At 63.3% G+C, this 19105-nt stretch carries 18 protein-coding genes; 8 read left to right on the top strand and 10 right to left on the bottom strand.

Features of this window, described 5'->3' with window-relative positions; genetic code table 11:
- The first annotated feature begins 319 nt into the window (after window positions 1-319).
- The 4 genes from rplU (at window position 320) to proB (ending at window position 3773) form a co-directional block, all read left to right on the top strand.
- Window positions 320-631: a 50S ribosomal protein L21 gene (rplU, locus tag M0639_RS18290; protein ID WP_003944533.1), complete on the top strand. Its 312-nt coding sequence runs from the start codon at window positions 320-322 to the stop codon at window positions 629-631.
- A 42-nt stretch (window positions 632-673) separates the two neighbouring features.
- On the top strand, window positions 674-943 hold the full coding sequence (gene rpmA, locus M0639_RS18285; RefSeq protein WP_003944532.1) for a 50S ribosomal protein L27: 270 nt from the start codon (window positions 674-676) through the stop codon (window positions 941-943).
- Window positions 944-1173: 230 nt separating this feature from the next.
- Window positions 1174-2625, top strand: coding sequence for a GTPase ObgE (gene obgE / locus M0639_RS18280; protein ID WP_003944579.1), 1452 nt, complete (start codon window positions 1174-1176; stop codon window positions 2623-2625).
- A gap of 44 nt (window positions 2626-2669) precedes the next feature.
- Window positions 2670-3773 carry a glutamate 5-kinase gene (gene proB / locus M0639_RS18275; RefSeq protein WP_003944552.1) on the top strand — a complete coding sequence of 368 codons (1104 nt, stop codon included), beginning with the start codon at window positions 2670-2672 and terminating at the stop codon, window positions 3771-3773.
- Here proB and M0639_RS18270 read toward each other — a convergent pair.
- Complete coding sequence (locus M0639_RS18270; RefSeq protein WP_042450219.1) at window positions 3746-4603, bottom strand: NAD-dependent protein deacetylase; 858 nt, start codon at window positions 4601-4603, stop codon at window positions 3746-3748. The genes proB and M0639_RS18270 overlap by 28 nt on opposite strands.
- A gap of 50 nt (window positions 4604-4653) precedes the next feature.
- Between M0639_RS18270 and M0639_RS18265 the strand changes: the two genes are divergently transcribed.
- A complete protein-coding gene (locus tag M0639_RS18265; RefSeq protein ID WP_081305478.1) occupies window positions 4654-5175 on the top strand; it encodes a VOC family protein in 522 nt (173 codons plus the stop codon).
- Window positions 5176-5219: 44 nt separating this feature from the next.
- Here the strand turns inward: M0639_RS18265 and M0639_RS18260 are convergent, their stop codons facing one another.
- The 9 genes from M0639_RS18260 to M0639_RS18220 all read right to left on the bottom strand — a co-directional run bounded on the left by M0639_RS18260 (window position 5220) and on the right by M0639_RS18220 (window position 15244).
- The gene (locus M0639_RS18260; RefSeq protein WP_064074810.1) at window positions 5220-6152 is read right to left on the bottom strand and encodes a D-isomer specific 2-hydroxyacid dehydrogenase family protein; all 933 of its coding nucleotides are present in this window, start codon (window positions 6150-6152) and stop codon (window positions 5220-5222) included.
- 9 nt (window positions 6153-6161) lie between these two features.
- Window positions 6162-6560, bottom strand: coding sequence for an ectoine synthase (locus M0639_RS18255; RefSeq protein WP_003944463.1), 399 nt, complete (start codon window positions 6558-6560; stop codon window positions 6162-6164).
- Between the two features lie 15 nt (window positions 6561-6575).
- Entirely contained in the window at window positions 6576-7838 is a 1263-nt protein-coding gene (gene ectB, locus M0639_RS18250) for a diaminobutyrate--2-oxoglutarate transaminase (RefSeq protein WP_007731008.1), read from the bottom strand.
- 48 nt (window positions 7839-7886) lie between these two features.
- A complete protein-coding gene (gene ectA, locus M0639_RS18245; RefSeq protein WP_003944572.1) occupies window positions 7887-8402 on the bottom strand; it encodes a diaminobutyrate acetyltransferase in 516 nt (171 codons plus the stop codon).
- Window positions 8403-8562: 160 nt separating this feature from the next.
- Window positions 8563-10662, bottom strand: coding sequence for a RecQ family ATP-dependent DNA helicase (locus tag M0639_RS18240; RefSeq protein ID WP_030536630.1), 2100 nt, complete (start codon window positions 10660-10662; stop codon window positions 8563-8565).
- 39 nt (window positions 10663-10701) lie between these two features.
- Window positions 10702-11523, bottom strand: a complete 822-nt coding sequence (locus M0639_RS18235; RefSeq protein ID WP_054187684.1) for a MerR family transcriptional regulator — start codon at window positions 11521-11523, stop codon at window positions 10702-10704.
- A gap of 53 nt (window positions 11524-11576) precedes the next feature.
- The gene (locus M0639_RS18230; protein WP_042450215.1) at window positions 11577-12458 is read right to left on the bottom strand and encodes a ribokinase; all 882 of its coding nucleotides are present in this window, start codon (window positions 12456-12458) and stop codon (window positions 11577-11579) included.
- Window positions 12455-13897 (bottom strand): MFS transporter, encoded by a 1443-nt coding sequence (locus tag M0639_RS18225; protein ID WP_003944479.1) that lies wholly within the window; start codon window positions 13895-13897, stop codon window positions 12455-12457. The genes M0639_RS18230 and M0639_RS18225 overlap by 4 nt, the downstream gene beginning before the upstream one ends.
- A gap of 243 nt (window positions 13898-14140) precedes the next feature.
- Window positions 14141-15244 (bottom strand): NADH:flavin oxidoreductase/NADH oxidase, encoded by a 1104-nt coding sequence (locus M0639_RS18220; protein WP_064074809.1) that lies wholly within the window; start codon window positions 15242-15244, stop codon window positions 14141-14143.
- A gap of 149 nt (window positions 15245-15393) precedes the next feature.
- Between M0639_RS18220 and M0639_RS18215 the strand changes: the two genes are divergently transcribed.
- From M0639_RS18215 to M0639_RS18205, 3 genes are read left to right on the top strand one after another with little or no spacing between them, the layout of a single operon-like run.
- Window positions 15394-16680 (top strand): glutamate-5-semialdehyde dehydrogenase, encoded by a 1287-nt coding sequence (locus tag M0639_RS18215; RefSeq protein ID WP_064074808.1) that lies wholly within the window; start codon window positions 15394-15396, stop codon window positions 16678-16680.
- 39 nt (window positions 16681-16719) lie between these two features.
- Window positions 16720-17631: an AAA family ATPase gene (locus M0639_RS18210; protein ID WP_003944506.1), complete on the top strand. Its 912-nt coding sequence runs from the start codon at window positions 16720-16722 to the stop codon at window positions 17629-17631.
- A gap of 8 nt (window positions 17632-17639) precedes the next feature.
- On the top strand, window positions 17640-19103 hold the full coding sequence (locus tag M0639_RS18205) for a vWA domain-containing protein (protein ID WP_003944477.1): 1464 nt from the start codon (window positions 17640-17642) through the stop codon (window positions 19101-19103).
- Window positions 19104-19105: the final 2 nt, after the last annotated feature.

The raw sequence follows: 19105 nt of genomic DNA, 5'->3' as shown, positions 1-19105 counted from the left end.
GAACTACTGGCTTTCGGTCGGTTGGATGACTTCGCGATGAGCGAGGACATCCAACCGCTATCCGAAGTTTCAGCTGGTAGAAGCAGTACAGAGTAGTAAGCACCACCCCTCGGCGGGGCGGTTTGACCCTGACGGTTGCTTTCCCGTAACCTTGGAGGGTCGCCACCCGGCGGTAGAGATTCCGTGTGCCTAGAGTGCGCGTGAATGTCCCGGTACGTCAGTGCCGAGCCGAGGTGACATAAACCAGACCAGTCGCGATGCATTTGAAGCCTCAGGCAGCAGCGCGAGCAAGTTCGAAGAAGCAAGGGGTAGCCCTCCGATGGCAACGTACGCGATCGTCAAGACCGGCGGAAAGCAGTACAAGGTCGCTGTTGGTGACCTCGTCAAGGTCGAGAAGATCGAGGGTGAGCCCGGCACTGCTGTCTCGCTTGCTCCCGTTCTCGTGGTCGACGGATCCGACCTGACCACCGACGCGGCCAAGCTGGCCAAGGTCGCAGTCACCAGTGAGATCGTCGAGCACACCAAGGGCCCGAAGATCCGCATCCACAAGTTCAAGAACAAGACCGGTTACCACAAGCGTCAGGGCCACAGGCAGCCGATCACGGTGCTCAAGGTCACGGGCATCAAGTAACCAGTTCTTTCTAGCTAATTTCACCCGAGGAGGGTCAATAGCATGGCACATAAGAAGGGTGCATCCAGCTCCCGTAACGGTCGCGATTCAAACGCCCAGCGCCTCGGCGTGAAGCGCTTCGGCGGCCAGTCGGTCAGCGCAGGCGAAATCCTGGTTCGCCAGCGCGGCACGCACTTCCACCCCGGCGTCAACGTCGGCCGTGGCGGCGACGACACCCTGTTCGCTCTCGCTGCCGGTGCAGTCGAGTTCGGCCAGAAGCGTGGACGCAAGACCGTGAACATCGTTCCGGCCGTCGTTGCGGCTGAGGTCTAGTCTTTCTCGCTAGTTGTGCGTCATCGGTTCTACTTCGGTAAGCCGGTTCTGCTTTCGGTAAGAGAGTGACGCGTTCCAAGCTCCCGATAGGGGCGGACCAGGGTTGAAATAACCCGGTCCGCCCCTATCGTTTGTTTAGCAGTACCCGTTTTGCCCCGAGCAACCCTGCTCACCAGAAGTTCAGCTCATCGCGTGAGACCCGCAATTGACTGAGGAAGGATCCGGCAGTCATGTCCCGATTCATTGACCGTGTTGTGCTGCACGTCAGCGCTGGAAAAGGCGGCAATGGTTGCGCCTCCGTACACCGCGAGAAGTTCAAACCGCTCGGCGGTCCGGACGGTGCCAACGGAGGTCGCGGTGGCGACGTCATCCTCGTGGTCGACGAGAACATCCACACCCTCCTCGACTTTCACTTCCATCCCAACGCGAAGGCAACCAACGGCAAGCAGGGCGCCGGCAGTAACCGCGAGGGTGCAAACGGTGAAGACCTCATCCTCAAGGTTCCGGATGGAACTGTGGTTCTCGATACCGACGGCAACGTGCTTGCCGACCTCGTGGGAGTCGGTTCACGCTTCGACGCCGCTCAGGGCGGCCGCGGCGGACTCGGCAACGCAGCACTCGCCTCGAAAGCCCGCAAAGCTCCCGGTTTCGCACTCCTCGGTGAGGACGGTGTCGAGCGTGACCTGGTTCTCGAACTCAAGTCGGTAGCCGACGTCGGTCTGCTCGGATTCCCCTCCGCCGGTAAGTCCTCGCTTGTGTCCGTTCTCTCTGCGGCCAAGCCGAAGATCGCCGACTACCCCTTCACAACTCTGGTCCCCAACCTCGGCGTCGTCTCGAGCGGTGACACCACCTTCACCGTCGCCGACGTGCCCGGGCTGATCCCCGGTGCAAGCGAAGGCCGCGGTTTGGGCCTGGACTTCCTGCGCCACATCGAACGCTGCGCCGTATTGGCGCACGTGATCGACTGCGCCACCCTCGATCCGGGACGTGACCCGATCTCCGACATCGACGCCCTGGAAGCAGAGCTGGCTGCGTACACGCCCGCGCTCTCCGGCGACTCGGGACTCGGCGACCTCGACAAGCGCCCGCGCGTCGTCATCCTCAACAAGACCGACGTTCCCGAGGCCGCCGAATTGGCCGAAATGGTCACGCCTGAGATCGAAGCTCGCGGATGGCCGGTCTTCACCATCTCGGCGGTGAGCCGAGAAGGATTGCGACCGTTGACATTCGCGCTGGCGAAGATGGTCCGCGACTACCGCGAAGCTCATCCGAAGCCCGAGCCGAAGCGCCAGGTCATTCGCCCGGTCAAGGTCAAGGATTCCAGCTTCACCATCGAGAAGGATCCCGATATTCCCGGTGGGTTCGTCGTCCGAGGCACCCGCCCGGAGCGGTGGATTCGTCAGACCGCCTTCGACAACGACGAGGCCGTTGGTTACCTCGCCGACCGTCTTGCTCGATTGGGCGTCGAGGACGCATTGGTCAAGAAGGGCGCTCAGCCAGGAGCTTCCGTCACCATCGGTGACGTCAGCTTCGAGTGGGAGCCGATGACGCCGGCCGGTATCGATCTGACCCGCACGGGCCGTGGAACCGACCCGCGTCTCGATCAGGTGGAGCGCATCGGCGCCGACGAGCGCAAGCACGCGCGTCGTGTCCGCCGCGGCTTGCTCGACGAAGACGCCTGACCCACGCGATTTCAGGACGAAAACCGAAGAGAGGGAACGGGACTGTGCTCGGGTCCACCAGGGAGTCGATAGCGTCGGCTCACAGTATCGTCGTGAAGATCGGTTCGTCTGCGCTCACCAGTCTGGTGGCGGGACTCGATACTCACCGACTCGATCTGTTGGCCGATGCCATCGAGGCTCGCATGCGTGCGGGTTCCGATGTCGTCGTTGTCTCGTCCGGTGCCGTCGGCGCCGGACTGGCGCCGCTGGGACTGACCAAGCGACCGCGGGATCTCGCGACCAAGCAGGCTGCGGCCAGCGTCGGTCAGTTGGCTCTGGCTCACGCCTGGGGTACGTCGTTCGCCCGTTACGGCCGTACCGTCGGGCAGGTTCTACTCACGGCTGACGACATCGCTCGACGGACGCAGCACCGCAACGCCCAACGGACACTCGATCGTCTACGGGCATTGCACGCGGTGGCGATCGTGAACGAGAACGACACCGTTGCCACCACCGAACTTCGATTCGGTGACAACGATCGGCTGGCTGCACTGGTTGCTCATCTGGTCGGCGCCGACGCGTTGATCCTGTTGTCGGATGTGGACGGACTGTACGACGGGGATCCCCGAAAGGGCGATGCCACACTGATTCCCGAGGTCAACAGTCCCGAGGATCTCGACGGTGTGGTTGCCGGTTCGGGTGGCGCCCTCGGTACCGGAGGCATGGCGTCGAAGCTCTCAGCAGCACGCCTGGCCGCTGATTCCGGCGTGCCGGTTCTGCTCGCGGCAGCATCGGACGCTGCGCAGGCACTCAGTGGTGCCGATGTCGGAACGGCATTTGCGCCGCGGCCGACGCGATTGTCGGCACGCCGATTCTGGGTTCGTCACGCCGCTGACACATCGGGTGACCTCCACCTCGACGAAGGCGCCGTCCGCGCGGTCGTGTCCAAGCGTCGAAGCCTTCTGTCCGCTGGCATCGTCGGTGTATCCGGTGACTTCCACGCCGGCGACGTCGTGTCCCTGATGGGGCCGGGGGAGAAGCCCGTCGCCCGGGGTGTCGTTGCGTTCGACGCTGCGGAGATCGAGGAGATCCTGGGGCGCTCCACCACCGATCTGCCGGCCGACATGCAGCGTCCTGTGGTTCACGCGGACGACTTGGTGGCGCTGTAGCTTTCGTGCTCGACGAGGGCGGAAAGTGCTTCAGCGCAACCGACTTCGAGCTTGAGGTCGGCGAATTCGTCGCCGCGAGTCGTGCCTCGATTGACGATGGCGATCGGCTTCCCGGTCTTGGCGGCATGCCGGACGAAACGTAGGCCGGACATCACGGTCAACGACGACCCGGCTACCAACAGTGCGTCGGATTGGTCGACAAGGCTGTATGCACGGGCGACGCGTTCCTTGGGGACGGATTCGCCGAAGTAGACGATGTCCGGTTTGAGTAAGCCACCGCACACGGCGCAATCCACGACGCGAAAGTGTGCGGTGGATTCGATCACGGCATCTGCGTCGGGTGCGATTTCGACTCCTGTTGCAGCAGCGACTGTTTCGGCGAATCCGGGATTGGCTTCTTCCAGCCTCTCCGCGAGAGTGGTGCGGGAGATCAGCCGCTGGCAGCTCAGGCATCGAACCTGCGCGTAGGTGCCGTGGAGGTCGATGACGTTTCGCGCGCCGGCCTTGGTGTGCAGGAGGTCGACGTTCTGGGTGATCACGCCGACGGCTCGCCCTGTTCGTTCCAGTGCCGCGACGGCCCGGTGGCCCTGGTTGGGGCGGGAGCTGTCCATGTATCGCCAGCCGATGTGGTTGCGCGCCCAGTAGTGCCGCCGAAACGCCGGATCGCCGATGAACTGTTGGAACGTCATCGGATTGCGCGGGGGTGAATCAGGTCCGCGGTAGTCCGGGATTCCGGAGTCGGTGGAGATGCCGGCGCCCGTCAGAACTGCCAGGCGACGGCCGGCCAGGAGCTCGGGGAGGGCGTCGAGGCGGCTGTTGTCGGTAGGCACCGTTCCAGGATAGGCGCGTGTGCGAGACGGAGGCGCGGAGGAAGTCCGAAATGTTCAATAGAACACGTGTGCGATCGCCAATACTCGTACACATGAACACAGTGAACCCGATCCCTGCTGGTTACCGCACGATCACTCCCTACCTTGCGGTGCCGGACGGCCATGCCGCACTCGACTACTACAAACGAGCACTTGGAGCTGAGATAGTCGATGCGATGAACGCACCTGACGGCTCCCTCATGCATGCGGAGATCCGGATCGGCGATTCGATGCTGCAGCTTTCGCAGGAGATGCCGGACTTCGGTCTCAAATCACCGCAGGACGGCTGGGTGCATTCGTCGATCGTCGTCTACACCGAGGACACGGACGAGTTTGTCGCTCGGGCAGTCGCCGAGGGAGGCACGCTGGTCACGGCTGTGGCCGATACATTTTCGGGCGACCGGCATGGAGTGTTTCTCGATCCGTTCGGCCACAGGTGGGCAGTATGCACGAAGGTCGAGGATGTACCTGCCGAAGAGGTCGCTCGCCGGGCGCGGGCGCTTTTCTTTCCGGAGACGCAGTCGTCACAGTAATTTGTGGCAACCGTCGTCCGAGCATTCGAGCTTCGGCGGCGTGCTCAGTATCCGGCTACGGGGTCCACGAGGGCAGCCAGCGCCTCACCCTTCGCGAAGCGGGTCACGTTCTTGGAGACGTGATCCGCGAAGGCGGCGGGGCGAACGCCTGGCGGATTGGAATCGTGGGGTGTGATGATCGCATTCGTCAGATCCCACAGTGGGTGACCGTCCGGGAGGGGTTCGGGATCGGCGACGTCGAGACCGGCGCCGCCGATCTGTTCCGACTCGATGGCCTCGACCAGTGCGTCGGTGTCGACCAGTGATCCGCGCGCGACATTGATCACCCAGGAATGGGGTTGCATCGCCGCCAACTGCGCACGGCCCACGAGGTGACGGGTGGCCGGGGTGGCGGGCGCAGCAATCACGAAGTGATCTGCGCGAGAATAGATTTCATCCATTCTGGATGCGGGGTACGTGGAGATCGCCCCGGGGACCGGGCTACCGGAACGATTGACTGCGATGCTGTCCGCCCCCTGCGCGGCCAGCATCGGAATCAGCGCGCGGCCGATACCGCCTGCGCCGATGATCGCAACCGTCGAGCCACGAAGGGTGCCGATCTTGGGAAAGAACTCGAACTGACGCCACGTTCGAGCCTCGATGTGTGCAGGCAAGTGGCGAACTCCGGCCAAGAGAAGCATGAGTGCATGCTCGGCCACCGACGCCGAAAACGCACCGGCCGCCGAGGTCCACGTGATTTCTGTGTCCCTCGGAATCACACCGGAGTCGAACCAATCCTCGATTCCCGCCGACGGAAGCTGCACCCACCTGACCGACGCCGGTAACTCCGACGGAAAGGTCTCGGGTGAGCCCGCCCAGATCAGGGCGTCCGCAGTGTCGATCGGACTGATCAGACCACCGCCCCGAAGCACCGCGCTGTCGAGCAGTGCATCGGGGACGGGGCCGATCGCTACGCGTGGAGAGGTGTCAGTCGCCATGACTAGACGCTACGCGGGGACTTCCACCAGTGGGTAGACACCGTTCTCGTCGTGCACCTCACGCCCGGTGACCGGCGGATTGAACACGCACAGCATGCGCATCTGCGTGTCCGGCTCGACGCGGTGACGCTCGTGGCCGTTGAGCAGGTACATCGACCCCGGTGCGAGATCGTATTCCTTGTTGTTGTCGAGGTCGATCAGCTTGCCGGTGCCCTCGACGAGCCAGACAGCCTCGACGTGGTTGGCGTAATGGAACTCGTTGACCGAACCCGCCTTGATGGTGGTCTCGTGGAACGAGAACCCGACGCGGTCGCCGCCGAGGACGATGCGCTTGCTGCGCCAGTTTCCGTCCTCACTCGTGATGTCGCGGTCGGTGTCGGTGATCTCGGTGGTGGTGCGAACGATCATGGGAGAGTCCTTCCTCTAGCTGCAGACCTTGAGTGTCGCCTCGGCCAGAATGGAGAGGCCGTGCTCGAGCTCGTCGTCGGTAATCGTCAGTGCGGGAAGCAGTTTCACAACCTGGTCGGAGGGTCCGGAGGTCTCGGCGAGCAATCCCTCGTCGAATGCCAACTGGCAGACCTTGCCGGCGCGCTCGGGCTGTTCGAACACGAGGCCCTGAACCAAGCCACGCCCGCGGTGCGAGACCTCGCCGGGGAACTGATCGGAGAGGTTGGCGAAGCATTCGCTGATGCGTGCGCCCTTCTTCAACGTCGTCTTGGTGAGTGCGTCGTCGGACCAGTAGTGGTCGAGTGCCACCTTGGAGGTGACGAACGCCGGGTTGTTGCCGCGGAAGGTGCCGTTGTGCTCGCCCGGTCCCCAGACGTCGAGTTCACGCTTGAACAGCGTGAGCGCCATCGGCATTCCGTAGCCGCTGATCGACTTGGACAACGTGACGATGTCGGGAACGATTCCGGCCTCTTCGAAGGAGAAGAACGGGCCGGTACGGCCGCAACCCATCTGGACGTCGTCGACGATCAACAGGATTCCGCGATCCGAGCACAGTGTTGCCAGCGCCCGAAGCCATTCGGGGCGAGCGACATTGACGCCACCTTCACCCTGCACGGTTTCGACGATCACTGCCGCGGGGCGGTTGATTCCACTGCCGGAATCATCGAGAACGCGGGAGAACCACTGGAAGTCCTCGGTGACGCCGTCGAAGTAGTTGTCGAAGGGCATCGGTGTCGTGTGCACGAGGGGGACACCGGCGCCCGCGCGCTTCATCGAGTTGCCGGTCACGGAGAGTGCACCAAGTGTCATCCCGTGAAATGCGTTGGTGAAGTTGATGACTGCCGAACGTCCGGTGACCTTGCGGGCCAGCTTCAGTGCAGCCTCGACGGTGTTCGATCCGGTCGGGCCGGGGAACTGGACCTTGTAGTCCAGGCCGCGCGGCTCGAGGATGTTGCGCTGAAAGGTCTCGAGGAACTCACGCTTGGCGACTGTCGACATGTCGAGACCGTGCGTGATGCCGTCGCTCATGATGTAGTCGACCAGTGCGGACTTGAGCACCGGGTTGTTGTGGCCGTAGTTGAGGGCGCCGGCACCGGCGAAGAAATCGAGGTAGTCGCGCCCGTTCTCGTCACGAATCCAGGATCCGGATGCGCTGGTGAACACTGCGGGCCAGTCACGGCAGTAGCTGCGTACCTCGGACTCGAGGGTTTCAAAAATGCTTGCTTCGTTGATATTCATATCTTCTTTGTTCCTCCGGGGCATGCTGTATGCCGAGCGCGAAGTGCGCTAGGCGCCGATCGTGTAAAGATCTTCGGCTTCGTGTCCATCGGGAAAATCGTTGGGCGAGAACAAGGTCTGCCTGGTTATCGGTACTTCGCGCCGACGTGCGAGCGCGGTGAAGAGTGCGATCGAAGCCTCGTTGTCGGGGCTGATCGTGGTCTCCAGATGTGTAACACCCAGTGGGGCAGTGCGATCCATCAAGTCGGACAGCATGCGGGCAGCAATTGCCTTGCCGCGCTGGTCTTCGTCGACCGCAACTTGCCACACGAACAGGGTTTCCTGCGCGCTGGGACGGGTATAACCGGAAACGAATCCGACTACGCGGCCGTCTACCTCCGCGACGATGGACGTCGCGCTGAAATCCCTGCACCACAACAGGTATGCATAACTCGAATTGAGGTCGAGCACCTTCGAATCACGTGCGATCTCCCAGAGCCGGACTCCGTCATCGATCTGTGGGCTTCTGAACAACACCGCGTCCGGCGCGGTGGTCGGGATAGCTCTCGTATCAACAGGCTTCATCGGTCATCTGAACGTAACAATCATTGCTGTCGAAGTCATGCAGATGTCCGTTTCGGGCCGTGTGGAACCCGTTGCGCCCCAGGTGAGGACATGAATGTGATGGTGCTCACATTATGTAACTTTTGCCGTTGTCGGAGCGACTATTTCGGGCAAAAACTCGCTATTTCGGGCTTGCGAGCGCCAACGGAAGTACAGAGTGAGCACCAGCCTGTCGAAGTGCGCGCGCGGCCATCGTGAAAGTCCAACCGGTATCGGCGATTGCGTCGACAAGAAGTATTGGTCCCTGATGGATACTCATGTCCGGGACTTCCCAAACATCGACCAGTCCGGACACGCGGTAGGCGGAGTTCGCTGCCGACACCGGAGGGTGGTCGGGTCGCAAGCGAAGGGTGCCCAGGTCGGTCAATCGCCCGACCTCGGCCAACTTGGCAGCCAGGCTCGACACCAACAAAGGATGCGTCGTGGATTCGAGGGCCATGACACCGGTGGGTCGCTCGGCCCAATTCCAGGCGGCCAGAACGCTGATACACGCGCTGACCACCGCATCGGGTACCTCGGCGTCGGGACCGTCGAAAAGCGCGCGGAGACGTTGACCCCAGCCCAGGTCCGACATCCGTCCGAGAATGCGCCCGGTTTCGGGCCCCTCGGTGATCTTCCCGGACAGCTTGACGCCCAGCTTGCTCAGGCCGGTCGGCCACATCTTGCGCGGCTCCAGGTCGAATCCGGGGCGCTGCAAGCGCGCCCGAGTCTCGTCGAGGGCGGCGGTGTCGACAGTGGTGTCGTAGCGATTGCCTGTGCAGTTGTCACAGCGACCGCACTGTGAGTTCTCCGAGGTCAGACCAGGATCGTCGAGTTGTTCACGCAGGAAGGTCATTCGACACGTCGTGATGCTCTGGTACTCGACCATTGCGGCCTGCTCGGCCTGGCGGGCGTCGTCGAGTCGGCCGTAGCGCTCGGCGTCGTACACCCAGGGTTCGCCGGTGCTGATCCACCCGCCCTTGACGCGTTTGACCGCGCCGTCGACGTCGAGGACTTTGAGGACCATCTCGAGACGCGTGCGATTGAGCTCCACCAGAGGTTCGAGTGCCGGTGTCGACGTGGCCTTTTCGGTGTCGAGGTGTTCGATGACGCTGCGGACCAGGTGCTCGCGGGGGAAGGCGACCGAGGCGAAGTAACTCCAGATCTGCTTGTCCTCGGCGCCAGGCAGGAGGATCACGTCTGCCCTGTCGGTGGAACGACCGGCGCGGCCCACCTGCTGGTAGTACGAGATCGGCGACGACGGTGCGCCGAGGTGGACGACGAACCCGAGATCAGGCTTGTCGAAGCCCATCCCGAGTGCCGAGGTGGCCACCAGAGCCTTGACGCGATTACCCAACAAGTCCTGCTCGAGAGATTCACGTTCAGTGGGATCGGTCTGGCCCGTGTAGGCGGCGACGGTATGGCCGCGCTCGGAGAGCAGGCTTGCGAGGTCGCGCGCGGCCGAAACCGTCAGCGTGTAGATGATGCCCGAACCCGGCAGCGTCTCGAGCATGTCGGCAAGCCAGGCAGCGCGCGCCGTCGCCTCCGGAATGTGGACTACAGAGAGGTGAAGCGACTCGCGTTCGAGCCCGCCGCGAAGGACGAGGGTTTCCTCACCGCCGACGCCGAGTTGGGCGGACACGTCCTCGACGACGCGGTTGTTGGCCGTCGCCGTGGTTGCGAGGACGGGAATGCCCTCGCCGAGTTCGGCGATCAAGGTCCTGATGCGGCGGTAGTCGGGACGGAAGTCGTGGCCCCAGTCGGAAACGCAGTGAGCCTCGTCGACTACGACCAGGCCGGCATCAGCTGCCAGGGCCGGGAGCACCTGATCGCGGAAGTCAGGGTTGTTCAGGCGCTCGGGGCTGACCAGAAGGACGTCGAGATCATTGGCTGCGACGCGGGCATGGATGTCGTCCCATTCGGTGACGTTGCCCGAATTGATGGTTGCGGCGCGCACTCCGGCACGTTCGGCAGAACTGACCTGGTTTCGCATCAGGGCCAACAACGGAGAGACGATGACGGTGGGGCCGTGGCCCGTTGCCCGGAGCAGCTTCGCCGAGATGAAGTAGACCGCAGATTTGCCCCAGCCGGTCCGCTGTACGACGAGCGCGCGTTTGCGCTGCACCACCAGCGCCTCGATGGCCGTCCACTGGTCCTCGCGTAGGCGGGCATCCGGCCCCGCGAGTTCGCGGAGCAGCCGCTCGGCTTCGTCGCGCATGGCTGGGGCAGTGGCGGTGGTCATGGACCCCATGGTGCACGACCCTGCCGACACGTGCGGGCTTCAGGCCTTGGCAACAGGTTCCTGCAGTTCGGTGACCCAGCCGTCGACATCCTCCGGGCACGCCAGCGTCACCTCACGGCTGGGGCCGGCATTGCGGTATCCCGCTGCGTCGATCCATTGGGCCAACGCCTGATAAGCGGGCAGGCAGTTGTCCATCGAACCCTTGTGCAGCAGCGAGGCCACGTGCTCTTCGGCCCGCAGGTCCACCACAGCGAACTCGTAGTCGCCATCGGGATTCGCGTCTACCGGTAGCGCCGCATGGACGACGACGTTCTCGTCGTCACCGGCATCCTCGTAGTAAGCGACAGCGGGTCCGATCGCGGCGATACCGGCACGATCCAAACCGGTACAAAGGCGCTCGTACAACCCGCGAACCACCGGGCCGATCGACGACGGATCCATCGTCTTGGCGCTACCGGTCAACTCCGCGACCCGCAGCGCCGGAACTGACTTGATCACAACCTCGTATGCGGACATCTGTCCCTCACTTTCGATGATCCGTAGGCGCGCCTGTACATGCGCCAGTCGCGCGGTGTCTTCCTGGATTCGGGTTTCGAGTTCTGCTCGGCGAAGCGTGAGCATCCCGCGGATCTCGTCGACGGTGACCGCTGACTCCACCACTTGCTGGACCTGGGCCAGAGTCAGGCCCAACTCCTTGAGAGCGACGATGCGGTTGAGCAGCGCCAACTGGCCCGCGGTGTACGAGCGATACCCGGTGGATGCGTCGACCCTCGCGGGTCTGAGCAGACCGATGGCGTCGTAGTGGCGGAGCATGCGCACCGACACACGACCTGCTCTCGCGAAGTCTCCGATGCTCAACATCCTTGCTCGCCCCGTTTCTCTCTCACAAACCCGATACCTACAGGTTTACGACCTCACACGGTGTCAGAGTCAAGCTGTCGGTTCAGGACTTTTTCGATCGCAGCGCGAGTGGGTGACGACACCGACGCGCCGCGGACCGTCGTCGCCAGACTTCCCGCCGTGGCAGCGAACTGCAGGGCGCGGTCCTGGCCCTGCACCCACTCCACGGCGAAGGCGCCGGTGAAAGCATCGCCTGCGCCAGTTGTATCCACGGGTGTCACGGCCGGGGAGTCGGCGTGGATTGTCTCCTCGCCCGACCGGAGATCCGCGCCGCCGGCCCCGAGCGTCGTGACGAGGTATCGGACGCGACCGGTGACCGCGGCCAACTGCTCCGACTCGGTCTGGTTGACGATCAGGATGTCGACAGACTCGATCAGGGCGCCCGGAAGGTCTTGTACCGGCGAAGGATTGAGGATGACAGTTGTTCCGTTGGCACGCGCGTGCCGGGCCGCTGCGGTGACCGTGTCGAGGGGTATTTCGAGTTGGCACAGGAGAACGTCGGCGTGTGCGATCGCGTCGAGGTCTGCTTCTGACAACGAGGTGACCGAGGAATTGGCGCCCGGGACGACGATGATGTTGTTCTCCGCGTCCTCGCTCACGGTGATGGCGGCAACGCCGCTCGGGCCGTCGACACTACGAAGCAACGCGGTGTCGACCCCGGCGTCTTGCAGGGTCTCGCGCAATTGGGTGCCGAAACCGTCGTCGCCGACCGCGCCGACGAACGACACGTCCCCACCGGCCTTCGCGGCGGCGATGGCCTGGTTGCTGCCTTTGCCTCCCGCCGCGGTGGCAAAGGCAGTGCCGAGCAGCGTTTCTCCCGGAGCGGGGAATCTGGATACTGACGTGGTCAGATCCATGTTGATACTGCCGACGACGACGATTCGAGGCGTGCTCATACCTCGAGGTTATCGGCCTTCATTCTCTTTCGACGAACCTTGCGGATGATCCGACGTGCTTCCTCGTCGGTGGCGACGGAGGGCGGAGAGCCGTCGAGTGGCTTGCGTGCGGTCTCGGGGATCATCAGGACTGCGATACCGCCGATCACGGCGGCGATCATCATGTACATCGGTGCGACCAAGTTGCTGCCCGTTGCACTTTCGAGGGCGGTGAGCACCAGGGGAGTGGTCCCGCCGAAGATGGAGACCGCGAGGTTGTATCCGATTGCCAAGCCGCCGTACCTGATTCCGGTCGGAAAGAGTGCGGGAAGCACGGACGGGAACACTCCGACGAACAGCAGGAGCAAGCCACCGAGAATTGCGAGTCCCAGGAAGACCGTCACGTAGTTGCCGACGCCGATCAGAAGGTAGGCAGGCAGGGACAGGACGAAGAATCCGATGAAACCGCTGAGCAGCAAGGGTTTACGCCCGACGCGGTCCGAGAACTTTCCGACGTAGCTGATTCCCATCATCATCACGATCATGACGATGATCATCAGAACGAGTCCGTGGGATTCGTCGTAACCCAACGTGTTGGTCAGATACGTCGGCATGTAGCTGAGCAGTCCGTAGTGAGCGATGTTGTACGTGGCCACCAGGACGATGCACAGAACAAGCGGACGCCAGTTGTCGACGAGAGTTTCGCGTAGTTTCTTGCCTGTGGATTCATCTGCGAGGGAGCGCTCTTCGGCCTGCTCCATCATCTGGAATGCGGGAGTTTCCTCCAAACGCAGACGGAGGTACAGGCCGATGAGACCCAGAGGTCCGGCAATGAGGAAGGGGATGCGCCAGCCCCACTGGAGTAGGTCCTCGGCACTGACGACGGTCTGGATGATCGTCACGATGCCCGCTGCCGCCACATATCCTGCCAGAGTACCGAATTCGAGGAAGCTGGCGAAGAAACCGCGGCGCTTGTCCGGTGCGTATTCGGCGACGAACGTACTGGCTCCGCCGTATTCGCCGCCGGTGGAAAAGCCCTGCAGTAGGCGTAGGAGTACCAGCAGGATCGGGGCGGCGATACCGATGGATTCGTAGCTCGGGATGAGGCCGATGGCGAAGGTGCTGCCCGCCATCAGAATGATGGTGGTGGCCAGGACTTTCTTGCGTCCGATGCGGTCACCGAGTGGACCGAAGAACAATCCGCCGAGTGGGCGGACGATGAAGGCTGCCGCAAAAATTGCAAAGGTAGAGAGGAGTTGAGCGCTGCCGCTCGCGTCCGGGAAGAACACTTTTCCTATAGTGGTAGCTAGATATGCGTAAACGCCGAAATCGAACCACTCCATGGCATTTCCGAGCATCGTTGCCTTGACAGCGCGCTTGACGGACGCATTGTCGGTGACGCAGACATCGGGTGATTCGGCCACTTCGAGAGCGCTGATCGAGTTCTCTGGTGTAGTCATGACATGCGCTCCCCAGCGCAATCATCGAACCGAGCGGGGCACGTACCTGATGCACGCATCTTTTCGTTGCCCACTCGCCGATGAGCCGGTCGGGAAATCGAGCGTCCGCGTGCCCTGTGGCTCGTTGCGACCCCCGTCGCACGGCTCTGGCCCGCGGCAGTGTCCGGAACCCTCAGGGCTCCGGACTACCGGCAAGTAAGACGCTTACGCTATCAAAGTTGTGCGCGGGAGCCGATTTTCGGGCTAGAAGGCGCGGGCGTACTGCGACGGGATATGCGGTCCTACCTCGGCGTTCAGTTCACGGGCCGCCCGGCGCGCCCAGTAGGGATCTCGCAACAGTTCGCGGCCGAGGAGCACCGCCACTGCGCTTCCGTCTTCGACGATCTTCTCGGCTTGTTCGGGTTCGGTGATGAGGCCGACGGCGGCGGCCGGTAGCAGGCTCTCGTTCTGCAGGCGACGGGCGAACGGAACCTGGTATCCCGGCTCCACCGGAATCTTGGCTGCCGGTGAATTACCGCCGGTGGACACGTCGACGAGATCGACGCCGTAGTCGGAGAGGATGTTGGCGAGGGCTACGGTCTGATCCGCGGTCCAGCTCTCGACGTCGAGCCCACGTTCTTCCGTGAGCCAATCGGTCGCCGAGACCCGGACGAAGAGCGGTAGCTCGGCCGGCCACACCTCGCGGACTGCGCTCAGGATTTCGAGGAGCAACCGGATGCGGTTCTCGAAGCTGCCGCCGTAGCGGTCGGTCCGCTTGTTGCTCTCGGGGGAGAGGAACTGATGGATCAGGTATCCGTGGGCCGCGTGAATTTCCACGACCTTGAATTCGGCCTTCAGTGCGCGGGTAGCCGCCGCTGCAAAGTCTGCGACGACCTTCTCGATGCCTTCCGTGGTGAGCTCGACCGGATCGGCAAGGTGACCGAACGGAACCGCGCTCGGGGCCACCGTCTGCCACGAGAGTCGGTCGTCGGCGGGCAGGCCCTTGCCGCCGCGCCACGGAACCTGCGTCGACGCTTTGCGTCCGGCGTGGGCCAGCTGGATTCCGGGCACTGCGCCGAAGTACGCGAGTTGCGCGTTGATCTCGGCGAAGGCTTGCGCCTGCGTGTCGTTCCAGATCCCCAGATCAGCTGCCGATATGCGGCCTTCGGGATTGACGGCCGTCGCCTCGGTGAGAATCAGGCCGGTGCCGCCGATTGCACGGCTCACCAGATGCGTGCGATGCCACTCGTTGGGCACTCCGACCTGGTCGCCGATGACGTCAGCGGAGTACTGGCACATCGGTGCCATCCAGACGCGGTTCGGGATGGTGACGCCGCGCAGGGTCAAAGGCTCGAACAACACACTCACGGATGGCTCCTGACTCGAAGAAGAAGGTCGGTGGGTGCAACAGCGCCCCGCATCGGAATTGTTCCCCGGCGGTCCGCCGGAATGGTCCCGGGTGGTCACAGCCTCGTTCCGCCGAGCAGGCCGTCACGGTGGGTGGTTAATGTGTATTCATGACCGCTGTGACTTCCAACGCAGAAACCGTCGACTCGGACGCGTCCGACACCAAGTCCGTCGTGCACGACGCCGCACGCCGAGCCCGTAAGGCTTCGCGTGTCCTGGCTCTGCTGACCACGGCGCAGAAGGATGCTGCGCTCCACGCCGCAGCCGACGCGGTACTCGCGGCAAGTGATCGGATTCTCGCGGCCAACGCTCTCGATATCGACACCGCGAAGGCGGGCGGCACCGAGGAATCGCTGCTCGACCGTCTTCGTCTGACCGCTGACCGGATCGAGGGCATCGCGTCGGGTTTGCGTCAGGTTGCCGGACTACCCGATCCGATCGGTGAAGTGCTTCGTGGATCCACTCTGCCGAACGGTTTGGAACTACGTCAGCAGCGCGTTCCGCTCGGTGTCGTCGGTATGGTGTACGAGGCTCGTCCTAACGTGACCGTCGATGCCTTCGGGCTGACTCTCAAGTCGGGAAATGCTGCGCTGCTTCGTGGTTCGTCCTCGGCGGTCAAGTCCAACGAAGCGTTGGTGGCGGCTCTGCGCGCGTCGTTGGTTGCTCAGGGGCTCCCCGAGGACTCCGTTCAACTTCTGCCGAGTGCGGATCGGTCGACGGTCACGCACCTCATCCAGGCCCGCGGCCTCGTCGACGTCGTCATCCCGCGCGGCGGTGCCGGCTTGATCAGCGCCGTCGTGCGTGATGCCACCGTGCCCACCATCGAGACCGGTGTCGGTAACTGCCACGTCTATGTTCACTCGGCCGCCGATCTACTGATGGCCGAGAAGATTCTTCTCAACTCGAAAACCCGTCGGCCCAGTGTCTGCAATACAGCCGAAACCGTCCTGGTCGACGCTGCGATCGCCGAGACGGCCGTGCCGAAGCTGCTCCAAGCGCTTCAGATGCACGACGTCGTCGTGCACGGTGATCTGCCGGGACTGGTTCCCGCGACCGAGGACGACTGGTCGAAGGAATACCTCACCCTCGACGTCGCCCTCAAGGTCGTCAAGGACTTGGACGCTGCTGTCGAGCACATCGACCAGTACGGAACCGGTCATACCGAAGCCATCGTGACGTCCGATCTTTCGGCTGCCCGCGAGTTCACCGCTCGCGTCGACGCCGCGGCAGTGATGGTCAACGCGTCGACTGCCTTCACCGACGGTGAGCAGTTCGGATTCGGCGCCGAGATCGGCATCTCCACCCAGAAACTGCATGCGCGTGGCCCCATGGGGTTGCCGGAACTGACGTCCACCAAGTGGATCGTCTGGGGCGACGGGCACACCCGACCCGCCTGAAAAGTTCACCAGACTTGCCCACCTCTCAAGGAGTTAACCGTGGACCGAGCACTTCCCGACACGACGCCGTTCTTCTCGACCGTCGACGACGTGATCGAACGGCTGGCCGAAACCGGCTATCTGTCCGACAAGGCCACCGCGACGGCAGTCTTCCTGGCCGATCGTCTGGGCAAGCCGCTGCTCATCGAGGGCCCGGCCGGTGTCGGAAAGACGGAACTCGCCCGCGCAGTCGCCCAGACCACGGGCGCAGAACTGGTGCGTCTGCAGTGCTACGAGGGCGTCGACGAGGCTCGTGCGCTGTACGAGTGGAACCACGCGAAGCAGATTCTTCGGATTCAGTCGGGCGGGGCGAGCGGAGCGAGGGGTGATGTCGCGGTCGACCACAGCTGGGACTCGACGAAGGCGGATGTCTTCTCGGAGGAGTTCCTGCTCGCACGTCCACTGCTCAAGGCCATTCGCCGCGAGGACCCGACGGTGCTGTTGATCGACGAGACGGACAAGGCAGACGTCGAGATCGAAGGTCTGCTCCTCGAAGTGCTCAGCGACTTCGCGGTCACGATCCCCGAGCTCGGAACGATCACCGCCACCCGCAAGCCGTTCACGGTGTTGACCTCGAATGCCACTCGTGAACTCTCGGAGGCTCTGAAGCGTCGTTGCCTCTTCCTGCATCTCGATTTCCCGGACGCCGACCTCGAGCGTCGCATCCTCGCAAGCCGTGTGCCGGAGCTTCCTGAAGCGATTGCCGAGCAGCTGGTCAACACCATTCGTGTTCTTCGCGGAATGCAGCTCAAGAAGGTCCCTTCGGTATCCGAGACCATCGACTGGGGACGCACCCTTCTTGCTCTGGGCATGGACACTCTCGACGACGATGCCGTTCGCGCCACGCTCGGCGTGATCCTCAAGCACCAGTCGGACCAGGTGCGTGCCGCCGCTGAACTTCGGCTGAACTGAGGTCTGACATGGCTCCCGCAGGATCGACGTCGCCGCTCTCACCTGGCGGCCTGGCAGCGCCGCACGGGATTCCCGGTCACCTCGTCGATTTTGTCGAGGCTCTGCGACGCCGCGGAATCATGGTCGGCCCGTCCGAGACAGTCGACGCCGGTCAGGTCATGTCTGTTCTCGACCTGCTCGATCGTGAAGCGCTTCGTGAAGGGCTGGCATGCTCGCTCCTGCGCAGGCCGACCCACCGGGCGACGTTCGACGCCGTCTTCGACCTGTGGTTCCCCAAGGCGATCGGTGACCGTGCGGTCGGCGACGTCGACGTCACACTGCCGCGCAAGCCAGACGGCTCGATCGACCTGCAGGCATTGCGTGAGCTGATCGCCGAACTGCTGACAGACGGCAGTGACGAGGCGATGGAGATGACCGAACTCCTGACCGCCGCGATGGTCGAGGAACTCGGGCAGTACCAGTCGAGCAACGGCCCGTCGTTCTCCGCCTACCAGGCGCTGCGCGACGTCGCCCCGGAGACGTTGCTCAACAAGATCCTGCAGGGCCTGCTCGGCAACCAGGAGGGTTCCGGGTCAGAGGGCAAGGACAACTCCGACTATCAATCCGAGGTCGCCAAGCGCACGGCAGCGCAGCGCATCGCGGACTTCCGCAAGATGGTCGAGAAGGAAACGCGTCGACGCACAGCCGAGAATTTGGGCAAGGAGCGGGTCGCCACGTACGGCGTTCCGAAACTCGCCGAGGAAGTCGACTTCTTGCGAGCATCCGATGCCGAACTCACCACGCTGAAGAAGAACGTCGCACCCCTGGCTCGCTTGTTGGCCAGTCGTCTCGCCGTGCGTCGTAGCCGCTCTCGCGCGGGTTCGATCGACCTACGTCGTACGTTGCGCAAGTCCATGTCGACGGGCGGAGTGCCGATCGATCTGGTGCAGCGCAAGCCGAAGCGGGCGCGGCCCGAACTTGTGGTGATGTGCGACGTGTCCGGCTCGGTGGCGGGGTTCAGCCATTTCACTCTGCTGCTCGTGAACGCTTTGCGTGAGCAGTTCTCGCGCGTGCGGGTGTTCGCGTTCATCGACACGACCGACGAGGTCACGCGGTTCTTCGACTCGAACGCAGACCTCGGATCAGCGATGTCACGGATGGTGCGTGAGGCCGAACTGATCACCTACGACGGCCACTCAGACTACGGACACGCCTTCGGAGTGTTCCAGGAGAAGTTCGCGCAGTCGATCACCAGTCGCACGTCGCTACTGGTACTCGGCGACGGTCGCAACAACTACCGCGATCCCAACCTTCAGTCGCTGTCGCAGATGGTGGCAGTAGCCAAGCACGCGCACTGGCTCAACCCCGAGCCGAAGGGGCAATGGGGAACGGGTGACTCCGCGGCGAAGGTCTACAACGAGGTCATCAGCATGCACGAGTGCCGCTCGGCCCAGCAGCTTGCCGACGTCGTGTCCCGTCTGCTGCCGGTCTGACC

Origin of the sequence: Rhodococcus qingshengii JCM 15477 (assembly GCF_023221595.1) — a bacterium.
In the GTDB taxonomy this organism is placed as follows: Bacteria; Actinomycetota; Actinomycetes; order Mycobacteriales; family Mycobacteriaceae; genus Rhodococcus_F; species Rhodococcus_F qingshengii.
This window is presented reverse-complemented; position numbering and strand designations above follow the sequence as displayed.

What these genes read in the sequence shown, in the direction of transcription:
- rplU (WP_003944533.1), top strand. Translation starts at nt 320, where the DNA reads ATGGCAACGTACGCGATCGTCAAGACCGGCGGAAAGCAGTACAAGGTC.
- rpmA (WP_003944532.1), top strand. Translation starts at nt 674, where the DNA reads ATGGCACATAAGAAGGGTGCATCCAGCTCCCGTAACGGTCGCGATTCA.
- obgE (WP_003944579.1), top strand. Translation starts at nt 1,174, where the DNA reads ATGTCCCGATTCATTGACCGTGTTGTGCTGCACGTCAGCGCTGGAAAA.
- M0639_RS18265 (WP_081305478.1), top strand. Translation starts at nt 4,654, where the DNA reads ATGTTCAATAGAACACGTGTGCGATCGCCAATACTCGTACACATGAAC.
- M0639_RS18260 (WP_064074810.1), bottom strand. Translation starts at nt 6,152, where the DNA reads ATGGCGACTGACACCTCTCCACGCGTAGCGATCGGCCCCGTCCCCGAT.
- M0639_RS18255 (WP_003944463.1), bottom strand. Translation starts at nt 6,560, where the DNA reads ATGATCGTTCGCACCACCACCGAGATCACCGACACCGACCGCGACATC.
- ectB (WP_007731008.1), bottom strand. Translation starts at nt 7,838, where the DNA reads ATGAATATCAACGAAGCAAGCATTTTTGAAACCCTCGAGTCCGAGGTA.
- ectA (WP_003944572.1), bottom strand. Translation starts at nt 8,402, where the DNA reads ATGAAGCCTGTTGATACGAGAGCTATCCCGACCACCGCGCCGGACGCG.
- M0639_RS18240 (WP_030536630.1), bottom strand. Translation starts at nt 10,662, where the DNA reads ATGACCACCGCCACTGCCCCAGCCATGCGCGACGAAGCCGAGCGGCTG.
- M0639_RS18235 (WP_054187684.1), bottom strand. Translation starts at nt 11,523, where the DNA reads ATGTTGAGCATCGGAGACTTCGCGAGAGCAGGTCGTGTGTCGGTGCGC.
- M0639_RS18230 (WP_042450215.1), bottom strand. Translation starts at nt 12,458, where the DNA reads ATGAGCACGCCTCGAATCGTCGTCGTCGGCAGTATCAACATGGATCTG.
- M0639_RS18225 (WP_003944479.1), bottom strand. Translation starts at nt 13,897, where the DNA reads ATGACTACACCAGAGAACTCGATCAGCGCTCTCGAAGTGGCCGAATCA.
- M0639_RS18215 (WP_064074808.1), top strand. Translation starts at nt 15,394, where the DNA reads ATGACCGCTGTGACTTCCAACGCAGAAACCGTCGACTCGGACGCGTCC.
- M0639_RS18205 (WP_003944477.1), top strand. Translation starts at nt 17,640, where the DNA reads ATGGCTCCCGCAGGATCGACGTCGCCGCTCTCACCTGGCGGCCTGGCA.